The organism is Paraburkholderia sp. JPY419 (assembly GCF_050435705.1).
In the GTDB taxonomy this organism is placed as follows: Bacteria; Pseudomonadota; Gammaproteobacteria; order Burkholderiales; family Burkholderiaceae; genus Paraburkholderia; species Paraburkholderia youngii.
The window spans coordinates 2644024-2660883 of the sequence record NZ_JBNDKV010000004.1 but is presented as its reverse complement, the minus strand read 5'-3'; the positions used below and the strand labels follow the sequence as shown (position 1 = coordinate 2660883).

The following is a 16860-nucleotide window of genomic DNA, read 5'->3' as shown; positions in this document are numbered from 1 at the left end:
GCCGGTTCGTTGGCGTGCATCGAAGCTTGAAAACGACCGCCATCCTAGTGTCCGCAAAAACTTTCGAACAATCGGTGCGATAGCGAACGTTTGCGCTTAACGGAACCTGTCGCGCTGCAGCGATGCCTTGATTTCGGGTTTCAACCCGTGCTGAAAGCCTTCCTCGCCAAACACCACAAGCAACGACGTCAACCCTCGCGACCCGCCAGCCTGCTTCTCTTAAGCAATTCTTCAGCATGATTACATTACGATCGCGCCGAACCGGACAAGACGAATAACCGACGCGCATTCAAGGGATCTGTTGCCATGCAGTTGCTGTTGATGGGAAAGGATGAGTTGATCGCTGGGCCGGCCGTGGATACGTTGCGACGTGCGGGCCATATCGTCGAATGCATGAGTGTCGTTGGCGAGCCCATGAGTTGGCCGGACTGCAGCTTGTACGACCTCGTCATGCTCGACCCCGACCTGTCGGGAATCGACGTTATTGACGCGTTGAAGCGTTATCGAGAGTGCGGTGGCCATGCCTTCGTCATCATCGTGACGGCACAGAGGGAACTGGAAACTTGTATTGCCGCACTCGACGCAGGCGCGGACGATTACCTGGTCAAACCATTCGACGTCGATGAACTTGCGGCGCGCGTACGCGCGTTGACGCGTCGCAGAGTGGTACGGACGGTTCCCGTTCTGGCGTACGATGGCCTCATGCTGGATGCAGCCTCTCATCGAGTCACCCTGCATGGAGAGCCGCTCACGCTGGCGCCGCGCGGGTTCGCTCTGCTACAGGCGCTGATCGAAGACCCGGCGCGCGTTTTCACTCGCTCAGAACTTGAAGCGAGGATATGCGATCCACGCGAGGAAATCGCCAGCAATGCCATCGAAGTGCAGGTGTGTGGCTTGCGACGAAAAATCGGAGCAGGACGGATCGTGACGGTACGCGGCGCAGGCTATTGTCTGAGAACACCCGACTCGAAAGTCCGCTTCGCTGGCTAGCGGACGTTGCCGTTTCGAGCTCGGTTACCCACCTCGTTGCGAGAAACCATCGTGATCAACGATGCAGCGGCGATGCCGAAGACCGGCTGAAGGAACTGAACGCTCGCGGCAACCCGCGCTGGAACCATACGCAGCAGGTTGAGCCACATAAACAGGCCGGCAACAGTCACGATCACCGTCCCCGACATTCGCCTGAAAGTCGAGCGCGGCTATGATCTGGTCTATCGCGTCGGCAATCGCGATCATCCCAGGGTCTGCGCGCTGCGCGCCTGGTTAGCAGCCGAAGTACAGCGATTTGTGGCAGACACGAGATGAGTGCTGGCTTCGGCCAGGAGCGGCACCGTGGGCTATGGCGCTGATCCCGGTGCGTCGTCATCCAGAGTCGAGTTGAAGCGAGAGTTGGAGGCGGATATGGCAAGCGAGGACCGCAACGAAAAGGCGGAGCCAGCGATGGTGCCGCCAGTCGCAAACCCGGGGATCATACGGCCGCCTTTTGTATACCTGAGTGCAATCGTCAGCCTCTGGCTACCGGTCACCCTCGTGCCAGCGGAAGCGCTGATGTCGCTGGTTGTTATCCCGCGGGAAGAGCGCTATCTGGAACGCCGCTTTCCGTCGGAATACCTGGCCTACAAGGCGTCTGTGCGTCGCTGGCTGTGACCGCTCTCTGGAAAAGAGTTTCAGATTAGCGATAGTTCACGAAGTTGATAATATCGTTGAGGAACCACGGCAGTATCAGTTGCGTGTCGGAATAGCTGGTGCCGACGGTAAGTCGCGGTGGTCTCGCAGCGGCGTCGGGAGCGTGCAGTATGTAGGCGTTCGTATCATGCGCCGCCTGAGGATTCGCCGGCGGCGAGGTCGACGTACAGCCGGCAGCGAAAACGAGAAATGCTGCGAAGCAAAGAGACTTCATGAGCGGGCGAACTCCGGCGACGTTTTCTCCATTATGGCCGAACTCAGTCGAATACCCGCAACGAGCCGCGCCCGCTTCACAAAGCCAGCACCGTCACGCCCACTTCCATCCGATGCGCGCCGCCGCCGAGAATCGTCCCGCGCAGCAACGACACATCGCTGTAATCGCGCCCGATCGCGAGCGTCACATGATCGAGGTCGGCGAGCACGTCGTTGGTCGGATCGAGATCGATCCAGCCGCTGGCCGGACAATGCACCGACACCCACGCGTGCGAAGCATCCGCGCCAATCAGACGCGGATGGCCTGGCGGCGGATCGTTGCGCAGATAGCCGCTGACGTAGCGCGCGGGCAAACCGAGCGAGCGCAGGCAGCCGATCATCACCTGCGCGAAATCCTGGCACACGCCGCTCTTCAGTTCGAATGCGCGTTCGGCCGGCGTATCGAACAGCGTCGCCGACGGCTTGTACGCGAAGTCCTCGTGAATGCGATGCATCAGATCGATCGCACCGACAACGAGCGGCCGGCCGGGCGTGAAGCTCGGCAACGCATACGAGCGCAGCGACGGCCGCAGTGCGATATTCGGCGACGCGAAGCAATACTCCGCCTCTGGACGGAACGCGCCGCTCACGCGAAACCGTAGAGCCTCGGCCACCGTCTCCCAAGGCGGGGTGGCCTCGGCGTCGAGGTCGGTCCAGCGCGGCGTCAGCGCAACCGTGGTCTCGCTGACGAGTTGCAGACGCTCGTGCGGTGTATCGAGCGCGAAATACAGCACGTCGTTGCCCAACGCGTCGATGCGGCTATGCCGATACGACGGCTCCGGCTCGATCCGCTCGCTGCGCGAGATCACGCGCTGCCACGGACACGCGAGCGGCCGGATCGTCGCCAGATGCTGCGCGGTTTCGACATACGTCGAGTAATAGTACGTAGTGCGATGCAAAACCGACAGCACCGTCGACGCGTGCTTCATACCCACACCTGCGAGGCGACCGTGGTCGCGTGACTGAAATAGCGCGCGCTGATTTCATGCGCGGCCGCATTGGCGAAGCCGCCGATCTGATCGCACAGCGCAATCAGCTTGCCATACGAGCCGTGTTCGTCGACCTCGCACAGCGATCCGAGCGACGGCAGCATTTCGAGCGGCGGCAGCAACTCCGCGAACGGCCGATGCCGCACGCTGCCCGCCGCGACGGCGATCTCGCCGAGCTTGTTGCGCAGCCGCTCGTACACGCCATAAATGCCGCGCGGATTGTGCGGTTCGATCACGAGCAGATCGAGCAGCGCGGGCACTTCGAAACGCCCCGGGTACAGCGAGCGATACGTGAGCGTGCTGTCGAACATTTGCAGCAGCAGATCGAAGCCGGCCGGCGTCGCGAGCTGGCCGTTCGCGGCGACGCCGCGCATGAACGCGGCCATCGTCGCGACGCGTTCGATATGACGCCCGACGAACAGCAGCCGCCATGCTTCATCGCGCGTCATGCGGTCGCCCTGCGCGCCGCTGATCGCCGAAAGCTGCACCGACAGATGTTCGAGCGCGTTCGCGAGCGTCACGCGATCGTAGCGATCGAACGCACTGCCGCTGCTCGCGGCGCCCGCGCCGCCGTTGCCTGCGCCCACGGCAGGTAGCAACACCTGCAACGCATCCTGAAAGTCGTTGCGCGCCGCGAGGATCATGCGCCAATGATCGTTCGACAACCGCCCGCGCACCTCGCCGTTCGCGCGCGCCTGGCAGTTGAGGTTCTGGCTGATGCTGACACTGCCCGCGCTCTCGCCGAGATTCGCGACGAGCGCGCGCTCGAAGGTCTGCGGCGAGGCCGGCCCGTGCGGCGACGCCAGGTCGCCAGGCTGCACGAGGCCGCACCATGTCGCGAGTTCGACCAGCGTCGCGAACATCGCGTCGGCGTCGTTGCCTTCGAGCGAGCCGAGAATCAGCCGCAGCAACCGCACATTGTTTTCCGCGCGCTCGCCGTAGCGGCCCGCCCAGAACAGGTTCTCGGCGGCGCGGCTCGATACCGTGCGATGCTTGCGCGTGAGGTCGGCGGGCTGCATCGGCGAAGGCAGCAGCGTGAACGTAGAGCTTGGCTGGCTCGACAGCACCCAGGTATCGACGCTGCTGCCGCCATGCTGCATCGATACCGTGGTCTGACGCTCGGCGGCCATGCGGGTGAAGCCGCCCGGCATCACGTGCCAGCCGCCGTCGACGTCGGCGATCGCATAGACTCGCAGCACGGACGGTCGCCCGCCGATCGTGCCCTCCTCGTAGCGCGGCGTGCAGGAAAAGCGCTGCTCCTGCTGGATCGTGAACGCGTCGGGAAAAGCGTCGATGCGCTCGCGCCATGCCGCGAGCGGCTGTCGGCCCCGTTCGATGCCGGGCGGCGCATCGCGTCCCGCGAGCGGCCAGGTCGGCACGATCAACGCGTCGTCGAGATGCGCGAACGCATGCTCGCGCGCGGCCTGTTCGCCGCACCACCAGGTCGGCACGCCGGGCAGCAGCAGCTCTTCGCCGAGCAACGCTTCGGCGATACCGGGCATGAAACCGTGCAACGCCGGCGACTCGGCGAACCCCGAGCCCGGCACGTTCGACACGATCACGTTGCCCGCGCGCATCACCTGCAACAGCCCGGGCACACCGATCGTCGAATCGGCGCGCAGCTCGACCGGGTCGCAGAACGCGTCGTCGAGACGGCGCAGCACGACGTGCACGCGTTCGAGGCCTGCCAGAGTCTTCAGATAGAGCCGGTCGCCGCGCACGGTCAGATCCTTGCCTTCGACCAGCGTGACGCCGAGATAGCGTGCGAGAAACACATGCTCGAAATAGGTTTCGCTGTACGGCCCCGGCGTGAGCAGCGCGATATGCGGTGAAACGTCGGCACTTTCCTCGTCGCGCATCGTCGCTTGCGCGGCCTGCACGAGCGTCGCGATCAGTTGCGAATAGAGCGGCGCAAGCCGGCTCACGCGCAGCGAGCGGAACGGCTCGGCGAGCAGCGTCGACACGATCAGGCGGTTTTCGAGCGCGTAGCCGAGACCGGACGGCGCCTCGGTGCGATGCGCGATCACGCTCCACTCGCCGCCCGGCGTGCGCGCGAGATCGAGCGCGACGACCTGCAGATACTGGCCACCGGCCGGCGTGAAGCCCTTCACCGAACGCAGATAGCCGGGATGGCCGAACACCAGCGCGGGCGGCAGTTGCCCATGTTCGAGCAGCGTCCGCGGTCCGTAGATATCGGCGACGATCGCGTTGAGCAGACGCGCGCGCTGCGCGACGCCGCGCTCGAGCTGCGCCCACTCGGCCTCGCTGATCAGGAACGGCAGCAGATCGAGCGCCCAGGGCCGCGACTTGCCGTTGTCCGCGTAGACGTTGTAGCTGATGTCGTTATCGCGGATCTGCTGCGCGATCGACGCGTGATGATCCGCGAGCCGCGCCACCCCGTCCTCGTCGAGCAGCGCGAAGAACTGCCGCCACGGCTCGCGCAGCGCGCCCGACGCGTCGCGCAGCTCGTCCCAATGTCCGTCATGACCCGGCAGCAACCGCAATAGGGACGAAGCGTCCGCCGGCATCGCGGACGCTTCGAAGGGCAAGGTCGATTGAAAGGCCAAGGTCGTGTGGTGTCAGCGATGCGTGTTGTTCAACTGTGGCGCAGATCGAGCGTGAATGGAAACTCGAGGCTGCGTTGCGGTCGGCCCACGGCGAGCGGTCCCGGCGTATGACCAGACGCGAAGAAACGCGCGCGTCGCCGGCTTTCCGCCTCGTAGGCGTTGACCGGGAAGGTCTGATAGTTGCGCCCGCCCGGATGAGCGACATGATACTGGCATCCGCCGAGTGAGCGGCCGCTCCAGGTGTCGACGAGGTCGAACGTGAGCGGCGCGTGCACGCCGATCGTCGGATGCAGCGCCGACGATTGCGCCCAAGCGCGAAAACGCACGCCGGCCACGTACTCGCTGACGCGGCCGGTCGGTTGCAGCGGCACCGGCACGCCGTTGACGCTCAGCACATGACGATTGCCGTTCAAACCGAGCGCGCGCACCTCGAGCCGCTCGACCGACGAATCGACATAGCGCACCGTGCCGCCGGCGGAGCCCTCCTCGCCCATCACGTGCCACGGTTCGAGCGCGTTGCGGATCGTCAGGTCGATGCCGCCCAGCGTCATCTCGCCGACGAGCGGAAAGCGGAATTCGAAGTGCGGCGCGAACCACGCGCTATCTAAGGCGAAGCCCGCTTCGCCGAGGTCAGCGAGCACGTCGTCGAAATCCATCTTTACGAAGGTGCCGAGCAGGAAGCGGTCGTGCAGCTCGGTGCCCCAGCGCGTGAGCCGCCGCGTGTACGGCATGCGCCAGAATCGCGCGACGAGGGCGCGCAGCAGCAATTGCTGCACCAGACTCATGCGCGCGTGCGGCGGCATCTCGAAGCCGCGCAGCTCCAGCAGACCGACGCGGCCTGCGGGTCCGTCGGGCGAATACAGCTTGTCGATGCAGAACTCGGCGCGGTGCGTGTTGCCGGTCACGTCGATCAGGATGTTGCGCAGCGCGCGATCGATCATCCACGGCGGCAGGTTGCCGCTGTCGCGGCCGCCGAGCAGATCGACCTGCCGTTGCAACTCGGCGAACGCGATTTCGAGTTCGTAGACCTGGTCGTTGCGCGCTTCGTCGACGCGCGGTGCCTGGCTCGTCGGTCCGATGAACAGCCCCGAAAACAGATACGACAGCGACGGATGGTTGTGCCAGTACGCGATCAGGCTCGCGAGCAGGTCGGGCCGCCGCAGGAACGGGCTGTCGGCCGGCGTCGCACCGCCGAGCACGAAGTGATTGCCGCCGCCGGTGCCGGTGTGGCGCCCGTCGAGCATGAACTTCTCGCTGCTCAGATAGCTGTGCGCGGCCGACTGATACAGGTACTCGGTATGATCGACGAGCTCGTCCCAGTTCGCGGCCGGATGAATGTTGACTTCGATCACGCCGGGGTCCGGCGTCACCTGCAGCACCTTCAGGCGCGGATCGCGCGGCGGCGGATAGCCTTCGAGCACGATCTGCATCTTCAGCTCCTCGGCCGTCGCTTCGACCGCGGCAAGCAGGTCGAGATAGTCGTCGAGATCGGTCAGCGGCGGCATGAATACGTGCAGCAGCGTGCGGCCGCTGCCGAACGAATCGGCTTCGGCTTTCGGGCCGGCCGCGCGCTTCGGGTCGCGTGCCTCGACGCATACCGCGGTGCGCAGCGTGTCCTTCGACGATTCGCCACGCGCCGGCAGCGCTTCGCCATGACGCGGCGGCGCATACGCGAGCACGCCGCCTTGCGGCATGCCGCTCAGCAGATCGGCCGCCGACAGCGACAGCGCGGCCGCCTGCCGCGCGCTGGTCCGTTCCTCGGCCATCTGCCGGCTCTCGCGCCCGCCTTCGTACTGCACGCGCAACTGCGCAGCCGTGCGCAACGGCTGCGGCGGCGCGAACGGATCGTGCGCGTGCTGATACGGATAGTCGGTCTTCGACACCCACGGCAGCGAATCGAGCGGCAGCCGGTAGCCCATCGGTGAATCGCCGGGGATCAGATACATCCGTTCGTCGCGGAAGAACCAGCGGCCCGTGATCCACTTCGCCGCGATGCCCGGCGCGCCGCGCTCGCGGCCGAGCGGCAACACGTAGCCGGCCGGACTCGCGAGCCCGGCGTCGAACACGCGGCGCAGCCGCACGCGTTCGAGTTCGTCGTCGAGGCGCGCGTCGAATGGATCGACGTTGACCGGCAGGCGACGCTCGCGCCACAGGTAGTACCAGGTGTCCTCGTAGCCGGGCTGGATGCAGTCCGCGTCGAGCGACAGCTTCGCCGCCAGATGCGAAATGAAGCGTTGCGCGTCGCCGGCCGTGTAGCGGCCAGGCTCGCGTTCATCGGCGAACAGGGCCGGGTTGCGCCAGCATGGTTCGCCGTCGGCGCGCCAGTACAGCGACATCGCCCAGCGCGGCAGCTGCTCGCCCGGATACCACTTGCCCTGGCCGATATGCAGGAAGCCGTTCGCGCCGTAGCGTTCGCGCAATCGGTCCATCAGCGCGACCGCGTAGCCGCGCTTGGTGGGTCCAAGCGCGTCGGTGTTCCATTCGGCGGCATCGCGATCGCGCACCGACACGAAGGTCGGCTCGCCGCCCATCGTCAGTCGCACATCCATGTCGGCGAGTTCATAGTCGACCCGCGCGCCCATCTTCAGCACGTCGTGCCAAGCGGCTTCGCTGTACGGCTTCGTGACGCGCGGCGACTCCAGCACGCGTTCGATCGACATCGTGTGTCCGAATTCGACCTCGCATTCGTCGACCGCGCCCGAGATCGGCGCCGCGCTGCCCGGCTCCGGCGTGCAGGCAACCGGAATATGGCCTTCGCCGGCGAGCAGCCCCGAGGTCGGATCGAGCCCGATCCAGCCCGCGCCCGGCAGATAGACCTCGCACCACGCGTGCAGGTCGGTGAAGTCGACCTCGGTGCCGCTCGGGCCGTCGATCGATTTGACGTCGGGCGCGAGCTGCAGCAGATAGCCGGACACGAAGCGCGCCGCGAAGCCCAGTTGCCGCAACGTCTCGACGAGCAGCCAGCCCGTATCGCGGCACGAGCCCGACGCGTTGACCAAGGTTTCCTCGGGCGACTGAACGCCCGGCTCCATCCGGATCAGATAGCGAATTTCGCGTTGCAGCCGCTGGTTCAGCGCCACCAGGAAGTTCGCGGTGCCGGCCGGCGTGCGGTCGATGCTCGCGACGAACTCGGCGAAGCGCGGCGTCATCGGCCGTTTCACGCAGTAGGGCGCGAGTTCGGCTGCGAGTTCCGGCGCGTAGTCGAACGGAAAGCGCTCGGCCGATGGTTCCAGAAAAAAGTCGAACGGGTTGTAGACGGCCGTCTCGGCGACCAGATCGACGCTCACCTTGAACTCGCGCGTCTGCTCGGGGAACACCAGCCGCGCCTGATAGTTCGCGAACGCGTCCTGCTGCCAGTTGATGAAGTGCCTCGCGGGTTCGACGCGCATCGAGTACGACAGGATCGGCGTACGGCAATGCGGCGCGGGCCGCAGCCTCACCACTTGGGGCGACAGCGTAACCAGTCTGTCGTAGCGGTAATGAGTAACGTGATGCAAGGCGACGCGTATGGACACTCCGGACTCCTCGACGAAAGGTGCAGCCCGCCAAAAAAGCAAGCTCTATGCCGTTGCTGGTCAAACTCGTGTGAATCGTTTGGTGTTGCCTGAATTGCGTGTGCGTTTTGCGTATCTGTTGTCTTGCCGTTGGGCTACGTCGGACCGTGCACCAAAGCGGCGCAGCACCGATGCACGATCATGACCGTACTGTGCGTTAAAGCGGTGACGTCTGGCAATCGCGGCATGAAGATTGCGATCGTTCGTCACCGCAACCGACATCGCACTGATCAAAAGGCCGGCCCGATGAAAACCTTCCACTGCAATCGCTGCGCGCAACTGCTGTTCTACGAGAATGTCCGCTGCGAGCGCTGCGAGTCGCTGCTCGGCTATCTCCCCGAACTGCGCGAAATCAGCGCGTTCGATGACGCCGGCGACGGCCGCTGGCGCAGCCTGCATCCGGAGGCGAACGGCGCGCTGTTCCGGCAATGCCACAACTACGCGGTCGAAAACGTCTGCAACTGGATGATCCCCGCCGACTCGCCCGATACGCTGTGCCGCGCCTGTCAGTTGACTCGCACGATTCCGAACCTGAGCGAACCGGAAAACCGGCTCTACTGGTACCGGCTCGAAGTCGCGAAACGGCGCCTGCTGTACACACTGGGCGAACTTGGCCTCGATGTGCAATCGCGCGACGCGGACCCCGAGCGCGGTCTCGCCTTCGAATTTCTCGCCGACGGCGGCGATGGCGAGCCGGTGATGACCGGTCACGACAACGGGCTGATCACGCTGAACATCGCCGAGGCCGACGACGCGCATCGCGAGAAAGTGCGCACCGCGATGGGCGAGCCGTACCGCACGCTGCTCGGCCACTTCCGCCACGAGACCGGCCACTACTTCTTCAGCCAGCTGATCGAAAACGAGCCGCGCTGGCTCGAACCGTTTCGCAAGCTGTTCGGCGACGAGCAGGCCGACTACGGCGAAGCGCTGAACGACTACTATCGCGACGGTGCGCCGGCCGACTGGCAGGCGTCGTACATCAGCGCGTACGCAACGATGCATCCGTGGGAAGACTGGGCGGAGACGTGGGCGCATTATCTGCTGATCGTCGATGTGCTCGATACCTCGACATCGTACGGACTCGCGCTGCTGCCCGACGATCCGAGCGAGCCGACGCTGACCGACCGCACGCCGGTCGAGGATGCGAGCTTCGGCAATCTGATGAAGCGCTGGTTTCCACTCACGTACGCGCTGAACAGCCTGAACCGCAGTCTGGGCATGCCCGACGGCTATCCGTTCACGCTCGCGGCGCCGGTGGTCGACAAGCTGCGCTTCGTGCATCGCGTGATCGCGGCGGCGGGCGGCAAGCGCGACAACCGGAGCGACCGCGAGCACATGAGCGCATAAAAGAGCCCGCTGTCGGATCAACCGGCAGCGGGCTTTCATCACACGGTCATCGCTTCAGTACGCCACATAAGGCCCCTTCCCACCCGGCGTCGACTGCTGCTCGATCGCCGCATAGACGTTGCGGCCATAAAAGAACGGCAGCCCCCAATCGAACACCGTCGATGTCACGAACACCGGTCCCGCGAGCAGCGGCAATGCCGAGTCGCCGCTATAAGTCTGCGCGATCGACATCGCATTGCCGACGTTGAACGTCACCGCGCTCGTCGTGCCGTTCACGCCTTCGATCATCGCGCTCAACTGCTGCGTCGAGCTCGGGCAGTAATACGCGCTGTTCGGACTCGCGCAGGCCGGCATCGAGGTGGTCTGGAAGAAGAGTCCCGTCGAGCCGCTGTCCATAATGCTGCGCGTGTACGTGCTGCCGTTCTGCACCGTCGTGAACGTGCCGTTCGACGGACTCACGCCGATCACCTGCGCCGCGCCGAGCGCATTGTTGCCCTGCGTGCCGATGCCGAACACGAGTTGCCCCGACACGGATGGCGCACCGCCCGACACGGTCGGCAGACTGAGCACCGAGCCGTTGTTGTCGGTCGCGAAGTACGGCACCGGATTGGCGACCTGATACGTTTCCGCGAGCGGTATCGAGATGCAGTTGGCGCCGCTGCAACCGTAGTAGGTCGCGGGAATCGCCTGCTGCGCGCAGCTCGCGCCGCAGTCGTGCTTGAACACGCCGATGCCGAGAATGCCGTTGGCCTGCAAGGTGGCCGGCGTATTGCGCGGCGCGCCGACGGCTGCGCAATCGCCCGGCAGCGATGCGTAGCCCGGATCGATCAGCTGGATTGGCAGCGACGCGGCTTTCTCGCCGGCGATCTGCACATCGGCGAGCTTCACCGCGCCCCACGTATAGCCGTCGAAGAACTGCATGCATTCGGCGACGGAATTGCCCGCGCCGTCCTTCTGCTGTGGCAGGCTCATCGACGCGGGAAGTTGCGATGCGAACACGCGCACGCCCCACGAGCCGGTATCGACGAGCACGTGATCGATTGTCTGGCAATTACCGGTGCCGGGCGCGCAGATCGTGATGCTGACGAACGGCATGTTCGGCACGTTGCTGATGCCCGAGTCGACCGTCACGCGCACCGCGTTGGCGGCCAGCACCTGCGGCGACGGCGACGTATTGGTCACGGTCGGACCCGATGAGCCGGTCGAACTCCCGGACGTGCTCGAATTGGCCGTGGTGCTCTCGCTGCCGCCACCACCACCCCCGCCGCCGCACGCGCTCAACAGCAGTGCCAGAACCACGACGGGCGTCGCGCCCAGCCGAGTCATCCACGAAGACCTGGATCGCATGTTCGCTCCGTTATTGAATGACGCGGACATCGACGCCGCCCGGCACCGCCTGCGGCAGATACGCGTAGCCGGTGAAGGCGCGCAGATGGCCGCTCGAGAACACTACGAGATCGCTGTTCGACACCGCGAGCGGCACGCCGCGACGCGTCGCGCTGGCGCCGACGTAGGCGTCGAACGATGCGCCGAGCATCGCCTTCAGATCGGGCAGCGTCGGGCCATCCCACGCGACGCCGAACACGATGCCGTTGGCCGCCACGAATTCGCGCACCTGGGTGCCGGACGGCAGCGTCAGCGCGTGCACCGAATAGGCGCCCTGTGCGCTGGCCGCATGAGCGACTGCGTGCAGGCGCGTCTGATCGGCCTCGACGGTGCTGGCGTTCTGGCCGAGCGTCGCGTGCGCGGCGAACGGCAACGCGCAGCATGCCCCGAGCACTGCGCAGGCAATGCGGGTAAGAAGCTTCGGATTCAAGAGATTTCCTTCCCAGGTGAAAACGCGAAACGAGGGCGCACACCTGACCGGCTAGGCCGGGCTGCCTTCACGCCGGTTGGGCTGCGTGAATGCGTCTACGGAAAGGCGGGGCGAAACTTTAAGTCAGGGGAATGGCGCGCGGCAATCGTTTGCTGCGCGATTCGAGCCTTTGGAGGTTGCTGGATCGTTCGACCACGCTCGATCAGTGCGGACAAAGTCTTTTGGCGACAATGCCTTGGTTTTCTTCTGATATTTAGAAGCAGCAGGCTGCGGAAATTTCGGTCGTCACGCGTAGAAGCTGTGAATGAGGGCAGCGTTTTTTTTTATCGATGTAAGCGTCTACCGAATAACGGACAAAAAAATCGCGGAGGGCTTGACCGCCCTCCGCGACATAGATGGTTCGGAACTCGCGGCGTGCGCTACTTCTTCTGCTGCTGAAGAAGCGACTTCAGCTCCTGCACATTCTCCTCTACGCGTTTCGCGATCACCGCATACGACTCCGCCTGCGTCTGATACGCGGCTTGCGCGAGCTGCTGCATATCGGCGAGCGATTTGTGCAGGCTCTGCTGGATCAGCTCCGCGGTTTTGCTCGACGGCGCGGCGCCGGCCGCGGTGAGTTGCGCAGTCAGTGCCTGCAACTCGCCCAGCGTGCTGCGCAGCATCTCGGCCTGTTTCTGCGCGAGCGACTGCATCCCCTGGAATGCTGTCTGATTCGCCTGAACCAGCGCTTCCATGTCCTTGCGGCGTGCTTCCATGATGGCGGGTACGTCGAAGCCGGGGAGCTTGAACTGTTCCAGCATTTTGGTCAGATCGCCAAACGGATTGGCTGCATCGGGTCGGTCCATGCGAAATCCTCCTTGCGGTTGAAGACTCATCGCCTCTGCGCCGCCCGCACCAGGCGCGACGCCGATGCCGGCGGCTGCGTGTGCCGCGCGTGCCGCGCGTGCCGCCACGGCGACGTGCTTTTGGGGGTCGCACGGCACATCGCAGCAATCATGCGCTATCCGGCTGCGTTGCGCCAGCGGCGCTCACCCTGACGCAAATTCGTGCGCGGTGACGTGCGTCGCGTCGAGATGTATGCGCGTGCTTCGAAAGGCTCGGAAAGTTACTGAATGGCTTTCGTAACCCGGCGGATCAGCGTGTCGACTATCGTTGCGAGGAGCCGGTCCATCGTGGCGCCGGCGCTGTTTTCGCTGGGAGCGACATCATGAGAAAAGCAATCCTCAGCGCGGCCGTGGCCGCGGTTCTTGGCATCATCGCGACGGCCGCGCTTGCCGACGACGGCATGCCACCGCCCCCGCCCGCCGCGATGCACGACGGCGGTCCGCGCGGCGACGGGCCGCCGGGGCATGGTCCGATGATGGGTCATCCGAGTCCAGCTTTCGCGGTGATCAACGATCTCGAACAACTGCGCCGTCTGTATGCGCTGAGCGGCCGTCAAGGCGAGATCGTCGCGGTCTACCACGACGTGTTGAACAAGACCCAGGACCCGATGCTGCGCCACTACGTGTACGACTCGCTGGCGCGCGAGCAGCTGAAGCCCGCCAATCCCGACCAAGCTATCGCGACACTGCGCACGAGTCTCGCCGAAGATCTCACTGCGGTGAACAAGGCGCCGCATGGCACGCCGCCGGGTCTGCCAGCCGCGCAAGCGCAATAAATCTTCGTCGCGAATTGCGAATGGAGCGCCGCGCCACGCGCCGCTTATTTTGCGCCGAAGCATGCGAGCGCAATCGAGCGATCGGTGCTTCGCCGCCTCTCGCCGATGGGTGGAAGCGCTCCGCAGCCCCGCTACGCGCGGCTGTGCGGGACTTCGTTGCCTGTCCCACATTGGCGCTTCACTGACGCTTTTCATCTTCCGTCAGGTGATTACGATAGGAGCTCCGCAACGTCAGGACAGGGTGAAGGAATGCGCTATCCAATGGACATGGCCATTGCCGCCGCCCTGCTCGTGTTCGTGCTGTGCTGCATCGTCAAGCTCGCTTTGAACTGATCGGCGGCTCGATCTCCGCGCCCTCTCTTCTTGGTTTTGCTCTTCCGCCGTTTCGTGTCGCGCGTCGCCGCGGTTCCCCGCGCTTCGCGTCTTCATGTCGCCGTGACATCGCTCGAAATAATTGTTGAATGGAGTTCGGCGGCCCGCTCGCCCATACTTCGTTCGCTGCCGGTGCGTGACGAATCACAGACGCATGAGATCGAAAGGCTTCACGTGCGAATCCCTTCGCCGATGATCGACGATCCCACGGTTGCCCGATCATCGGCGATGGACTCGAACCCACTGGCACCGCGTGCCGACGACAGGATCATCATGTTGACTTCAGTGAACTTCATCAAAAAGAACGCCGCCCGTTTCACCTGCATGGCACTCGTGTGCGGCAGCGCGCTGCTGAGCGGCTGCGCCGGCGCCAGCGTCACGAATCTGAGCGCGACGAGCACGGCCGCGACGGCCGACGCAGGCACGCAGTCGACGATGCATCCTGACACGATCTACGTGTACACGTTCGATGCCGATCCGCAGCAGGTCAAGCTCGATAACAGCGGCATGCTGCAGAAACTGAAGACGCAGATGTCGGGTTCGTCGGACGCGCAGAAGCAGGTTGCCGATGCCAACAAGGTGCGCGAGCAGGTCGCCGACGAGATCGTCCATCAGCTGCAGGCGATGGGTCTGCACGCGGTGCGCACCGACGCGCCGGTGCCCGCCGGGCAGAACGTGCTGCTCGTGCAAGGCAGCTTCGAGACGATCGACGCTGGCAATCGCCGCCGCCGCACGCTGATTGGGCTCGGCGCGGGCAAGAGCGAGGTGAGCAGCGCGGTGCAGATCGTCTACCAACCCGCTGCGGGCGCGCCGCGCGTCGTGCAGAGCTTCACGGCCAACGCGGACAGCGGCAAGATGCCGGGCATGGTCGAAACCGCCGGGGTCGGCGCGGCGGCCGGCACCGTCGCGACCGCGGCAACGGCCGGCGCGGGCCTGCACGGCGTGACCGAAACGAAGCGCGCGGGCGTGTCGGACGATGCAAAGCGCCTAGCCGATGCGGTCGCGAAACAGATCGCGCAGTTCGGTGTCGAAGCCGGCTGGATGCCGGCCGCGCGGAAGAGCTGAGCGGTTGAGCGCGGCGGGTTGCGCGCCCGACTGAAAAGCGCGGTTGACAAGCCCGGCGGTGTGGAGAGATGTCCACGCCGCCGCGTTTTTTATCGACGCGAGCGCCGTCATCATCCGCGCCACAGCCCTCGCAACAATGCGAGCAGCGCGGCAGGCGCGGTGCCCTTCTGGCAATAGCCGTCGAAATTGTGACGCTCGCGGCCGGTTTCCCTCACATGATCTTCGTCCAGCGACGTGAACGCGACGATGCCGAGGCTGTGCGTCGGCAGATAGCGGCGCAGCGCGCTCGCCGTTTCGTAGCCGTCGCGCTCCGGCATCATGATGTCGAGTACGACGACGTCGGGAACCCAGTTGCGCACGCAGCGCAGCGCCGCCGTGCAGCCGGTCGCGGCGCGCGCCTCGACGCCCTCGTAGGACAGCCAGGTGGCAAGCGCTTCGGCGGCGCTCTCGTTGTCGTCGACGACGAGCACGCGCGGCACGTCGTGCAATAGCTGGACCTCTCGGGCGCTCCATCTCTGGCAGGTAGTCGAATTTCGTGACATGTATGGCGGCCTGCGGTTAAACCTTTGGGCGGGTAGCAAACGCTGTACCGTCCTCGCGGTGCCGTCAAACCCGCGCATCACGGCGTCATGACGCCATCAGAAACACCCGCTTTTGCCATCTGTCCGGTAAATCGTCACAGTTCTTCCGCAGTTCTTAAATAGGAACGATTCGCATTTGAACGATAATCGTGCCGGGCGACTCGCATGTATGACTAAAACGCTGCCAGGCTTTCGCGCCTGGCAGCGCTTTAGCATTTACGCGCGAATTGAACGGCGTGGCACCGCCCCGCGTCACTCGACCGGCGGCTCGCCTTCGGGTTTCTTCTTCGGCCGCTGCGCATCGGCGGCGCGCTGCGGCAGCTTGCTCATTTCGTTATCGCTGTGCTTGACGGGCTGGGGATGATTGAACTGTTCGTCGACGACTTTCATGGTGTGCCCCCGTGCCAACGCAACGCAACACAACTCTCAACTCAACACAAACAACACAACGCTCATGAATGTTCGGCGGACCGCTCGGTCTCGCCCGTGCCTGCGACTGCGGCCGGCGCAGCGACTGCCGCGCCCATCGTCACCAGCACACTGCATGTCACGCGATCGAGCAGCAGCCCGTCGTGCCGGCCACCCCACCATCGCGCGAGTCCGTGACTGCGGCGATGACCGACGACGACCAGATCGACCTTCAGATCGTTAGCGAAAAACGGAATCTCGTCGAGTGGTTCACCGATCGCGAGATGACCGGTCGCGCGAATTCCGCGTGCGGCGAGTTTCTGCAAGCCCTCGTTGAGCAGCGCTTTGGCGGATTCGTTGATGAAATCGACCGGCACCGCGGACGTGATGTCCGCGCCCTGCATCCACGCCGTATTGTTGAGCACGGAAAGCAGGTGCACTTCCGCGTTCAGGTCTTGCGCTAGAGCGGCACCGTCCTTCAATGCGTGTTGTCCTTCGCGTGTTCCGTCGTAACAGAGAAGAATGCGCTTGAAGCTCGACATGGGAACCTCCTTGCGCCGCGC

General features: G+C 64.7%; 15 protein-coding genes. 5 read left to right on the top strand and 10 right to left on the bottom strand.

The window, feature by feature from the left end:
- Positions 1-306: 306 nt before the first annotated feature.
- A complete protein-coding gene (locus QFZ91_RS40745) occupies positions 307-990 on the top strand; it encodes a winged helix-turn-helix domain-containing protein (RefSeq protein ID WP_429570760.1) in 684 nt (227 codons plus the stop codon).
- Here QFZ91_RS40745 and QFZ91_RS40740 read toward each other — a convergent pair.
- Complete coding sequence (locus tag QFZ91_RS40740; RefSeq protein WP_429570759.1) at positions 987-1178, bottom strand: hypothetical protein; 192 nt, start codon at positions 1176-1178, stop codon at positions 987-989. The genes QFZ91_RS40745 and QFZ91_RS40740 overlap by 4 nt on opposite strands.
- A 154-nt stretch (positions 1179-1332) precedes the next feature.
- Here QFZ91_RS40740 and QFZ91_RS40735 point away from each other — a divergent pair, with 154 nt between their 5' ends.
- A complete protein-coding gene (locus QFZ91_RS40735) occupies positions 1333-1647 on the top strand; it encodes a methyltransferase family protein (protein WP_429570758.1) in 315 nt (104 codons plus the stop codon).
- Between the two features lie 329 nt (positions 1648-1976).
- Here QFZ91_RS40735 and QFZ91_RS40730 read toward each other — a convergent pair whose 3' ends face one another.
- Genes QFZ91_RS40730 through QFZ91_RS40720 form a run of 3 tightly spaced genes read right to left on the bottom strand, consistent with a single transcriptional unit; the run spans position 1977 to position 9009 of the window.
- Entirely contained in the window at positions 1977-2867 is an 891-nt protein-coding gene (locus tag QFZ91_RS40730; RefSeq protein WP_429570757.1) for a transglutaminase family protein, read from the bottom strand.
- A complete protein-coding gene (locus QFZ91_RS40725) occupies positions 2864-5494 on the bottom strand; it encodes a circularly permuted type 2 ATP-grasp protein (RefSeq protein ID WP_429570756.1) in 2631 nt (876 codons plus the stop codon). The genes QFZ91_RS40730 and QFZ91_RS40725 overlap by 4 nt, the downstream gene beginning before the upstream one ends.
- Positions 5495-5523: 29 nt before the next feature.
- Complete coding sequence (locus QFZ91_RS40720; protein ID WP_429570755.1) at positions 5524-9009, bottom strand: DUF2126 domain-containing protein; 3486 nt, start codon at positions 9007-9009, stop codon at positions 5524-5526.
- A 285-nt stretch (positions 9010-9294) separates the two neighbouring features.
- On the opposite strand from QFZ91_RS40720, the gene QFZ91_RS40715 reads away from it, so the two are divergent.
- Complete coding sequence (locus QFZ91_RS40715; RefSeq protein WP_368717126.1) at positions 9295-10395, top strand: putative zinc-binding metallopeptidase; 1101 nt, start codon at positions 9295-9297, stop codon at positions 10393-10395.
- Between the two features lie 54 nt (positions 10396-10449).
- On the opposite strand, the gene QFZ91_RS40710 is transcribed toward QFZ91_RS40715, so the two are convergent.
- From QFZ91_RS40710 to phaP, 3 genes are all read right to left on the bottom strand, one after another.
- Positions 10450-11742 carry a DUF3443 domain-containing protein gene (locus QFZ91_RS40710; RefSeq protein WP_429570754.1) on the bottom strand — a complete coding sequence of 431 codons (1293 nt, stop codon included), beginning with the start codon at positions 11740-11742 and terminating at the stop codon, positions 10450-10452.
- A 10-nt stretch (positions 11743-11752) separates the two neighbouring features.
- On the bottom strand, positions 11753-12211 hold the full coding sequence (locus tag QFZ91_RS40705) for a DUF2844 domain-containing protein (RefSeq protein ID WP_429570753.1): 459 nt from the start codon (positions 12209-12211) through the stop codon (positions 11753-11755).
- A gap of 419 nt (positions 12212-12630) precedes the next feature.
- Entirely contained in the window at positions 12631-13056 is a 426-nt protein-coding gene (gene phaP / locus QFZ91_RS40700; RefSeq protein WP_176106651.1) for a phasin family protein, read from the bottom strand.
- A 362-nt stretch (positions 13057-13418) separates the two neighbouring features.
- Between phaP and QFZ91_RS40695 the strand changes: the two genes are divergently transcribed.
- Complete coding sequence (locus QFZ91_RS40695) at positions 13419-13871, top strand: hypothetical protein (RefSeq protein ID WP_429570752.1); 453 nt, start codon at positions 13419-13421, stop codon at positions 13869-13871.
- A 645-nt stretch (positions 13872-14516) separates the two neighbouring features.
- Positions 14517-15308: a DUF4410 domain-containing protein gene (locus tag QFZ91_RS40690; protein WP_429570751.1), complete on the top strand. Its 792-nt coding sequence runs from the start codon at positions 14517-14519 to the stop codon at positions 15306-15308.
- A 110-nt stretch (positions 15309-15418) separates the two neighbouring features.
- Here QFZ91_RS40690 and QFZ91_RS40685 read toward each other — a convergent pair whose 3' ends face one another.
- The 3 genes from QFZ91_RS40685 to QFZ91_RS40675 form a co-directional block, all read right to left on the bottom strand.
- Positions 15419-15850 carry a response regulator gene (locus QFZ91_RS40685; protein WP_176106654.1) on the bottom strand — a complete coding sequence of 144 codons (432 nt, stop codon included), beginning with the start codon at positions 15848-15850 and terminating at the stop codon, positions 15419-15421.
- A 291-nt stretch (positions 15851-16141) separates the two neighbouring features.
- Entirely contained in the window at positions 16142-16279 is a 138-nt protein-coding gene (locus QFZ91_RS40680) for a hypothetical protein (protein ID WP_429570750.1), read from the bottom strand.
- A 62-nt stretch (positions 16280-16341) separates the two neighbouring features.
- Positions 16342-16839, bottom strand: coding sequence for a universal stress protein (locus tag QFZ91_RS40675; RefSeq protein WP_176384887.1), 498 nt, complete (start codon positions 16837-16839; stop codon positions 16342-16344).
- Positions 16840-16860: the final 21 nt, after the last annotated feature.

Coding starts and splice junctions, on each gene's coding strand:
- QFZ91_RS40695 (WP_429570752.1), top strand. CDS start 13,419: ATGAGAAAAGCAATCCTCAGCGCGGCCGTGGCCGCGGTTCTTGGCATC.
- QFZ91_RS40680 (WP_429570750.1), bottom strand. CDS start 16,279: ATGAAAGTCGTCGACGAACAGTTCAATCATCCCCAGCCCGTCAAGCAC.
- QFZ91_RS40715 (WP_368717126.1), top strand. CDS start 9,295: ATGAAAACCTTCCACTGCAATCGCTGCGCGCAACTGCTGTTCTACGAG.
- QFZ91_RS40740 (WP_429570759.1), bottom strand. CDS start 1,178: ATGTCGGGGACGGTGATCGTGACTGTTGCCGGCCTGTTTATGTGGCTC.
- phaP (WP_176106651.1), bottom strand. CDS start 13,056: ATGGACCGACCCGATGCAGCCAATCCGTTTGGCGATCTGACCAAAATG.
- QFZ91_RS40710 (WP_429570754.1), bottom strand. CDS start 11,742: ATGCGATCCAGGTCTTCGTGGATGACTCGGCTGGGCGCGACGCCCGTC.
- QFZ91_RS40745 (WP_429570760.1), top strand. CDS start 307: ATGCAGTTGCTGTTGATGGGAAAGGATGAGTTGATCGCTGGGCCGGCC.
- QFZ91_RS40690 (WP_429570751.1), top strand. CDS start 14,517: ATGTTGACTTCAGTGAACTTCATCAAAAAGAACGCCGCCCGTTTCACC.
- QFZ91_RS40675 (WP_176384887.1), bottom strand. CDS start 16,839: ATGTCGAGCTTCAAGCGCATTCTTCTCTGTTACGACGGAACACGCGAA.
- QFZ91_RS40685 (WP_176106654.1), bottom strand. CDS start 15,850: ATGTCACGAAATTCGACTACCTGCCAGAGATGGAGCGCCCGAGAGGTC.
- QFZ91_RS40730 (WP_429570757.1), bottom strand. CDS start 2,867: ATGAAGCACGCGTCGACGGTGCTGTCGGTTTTGCATCGCACTACGTAC.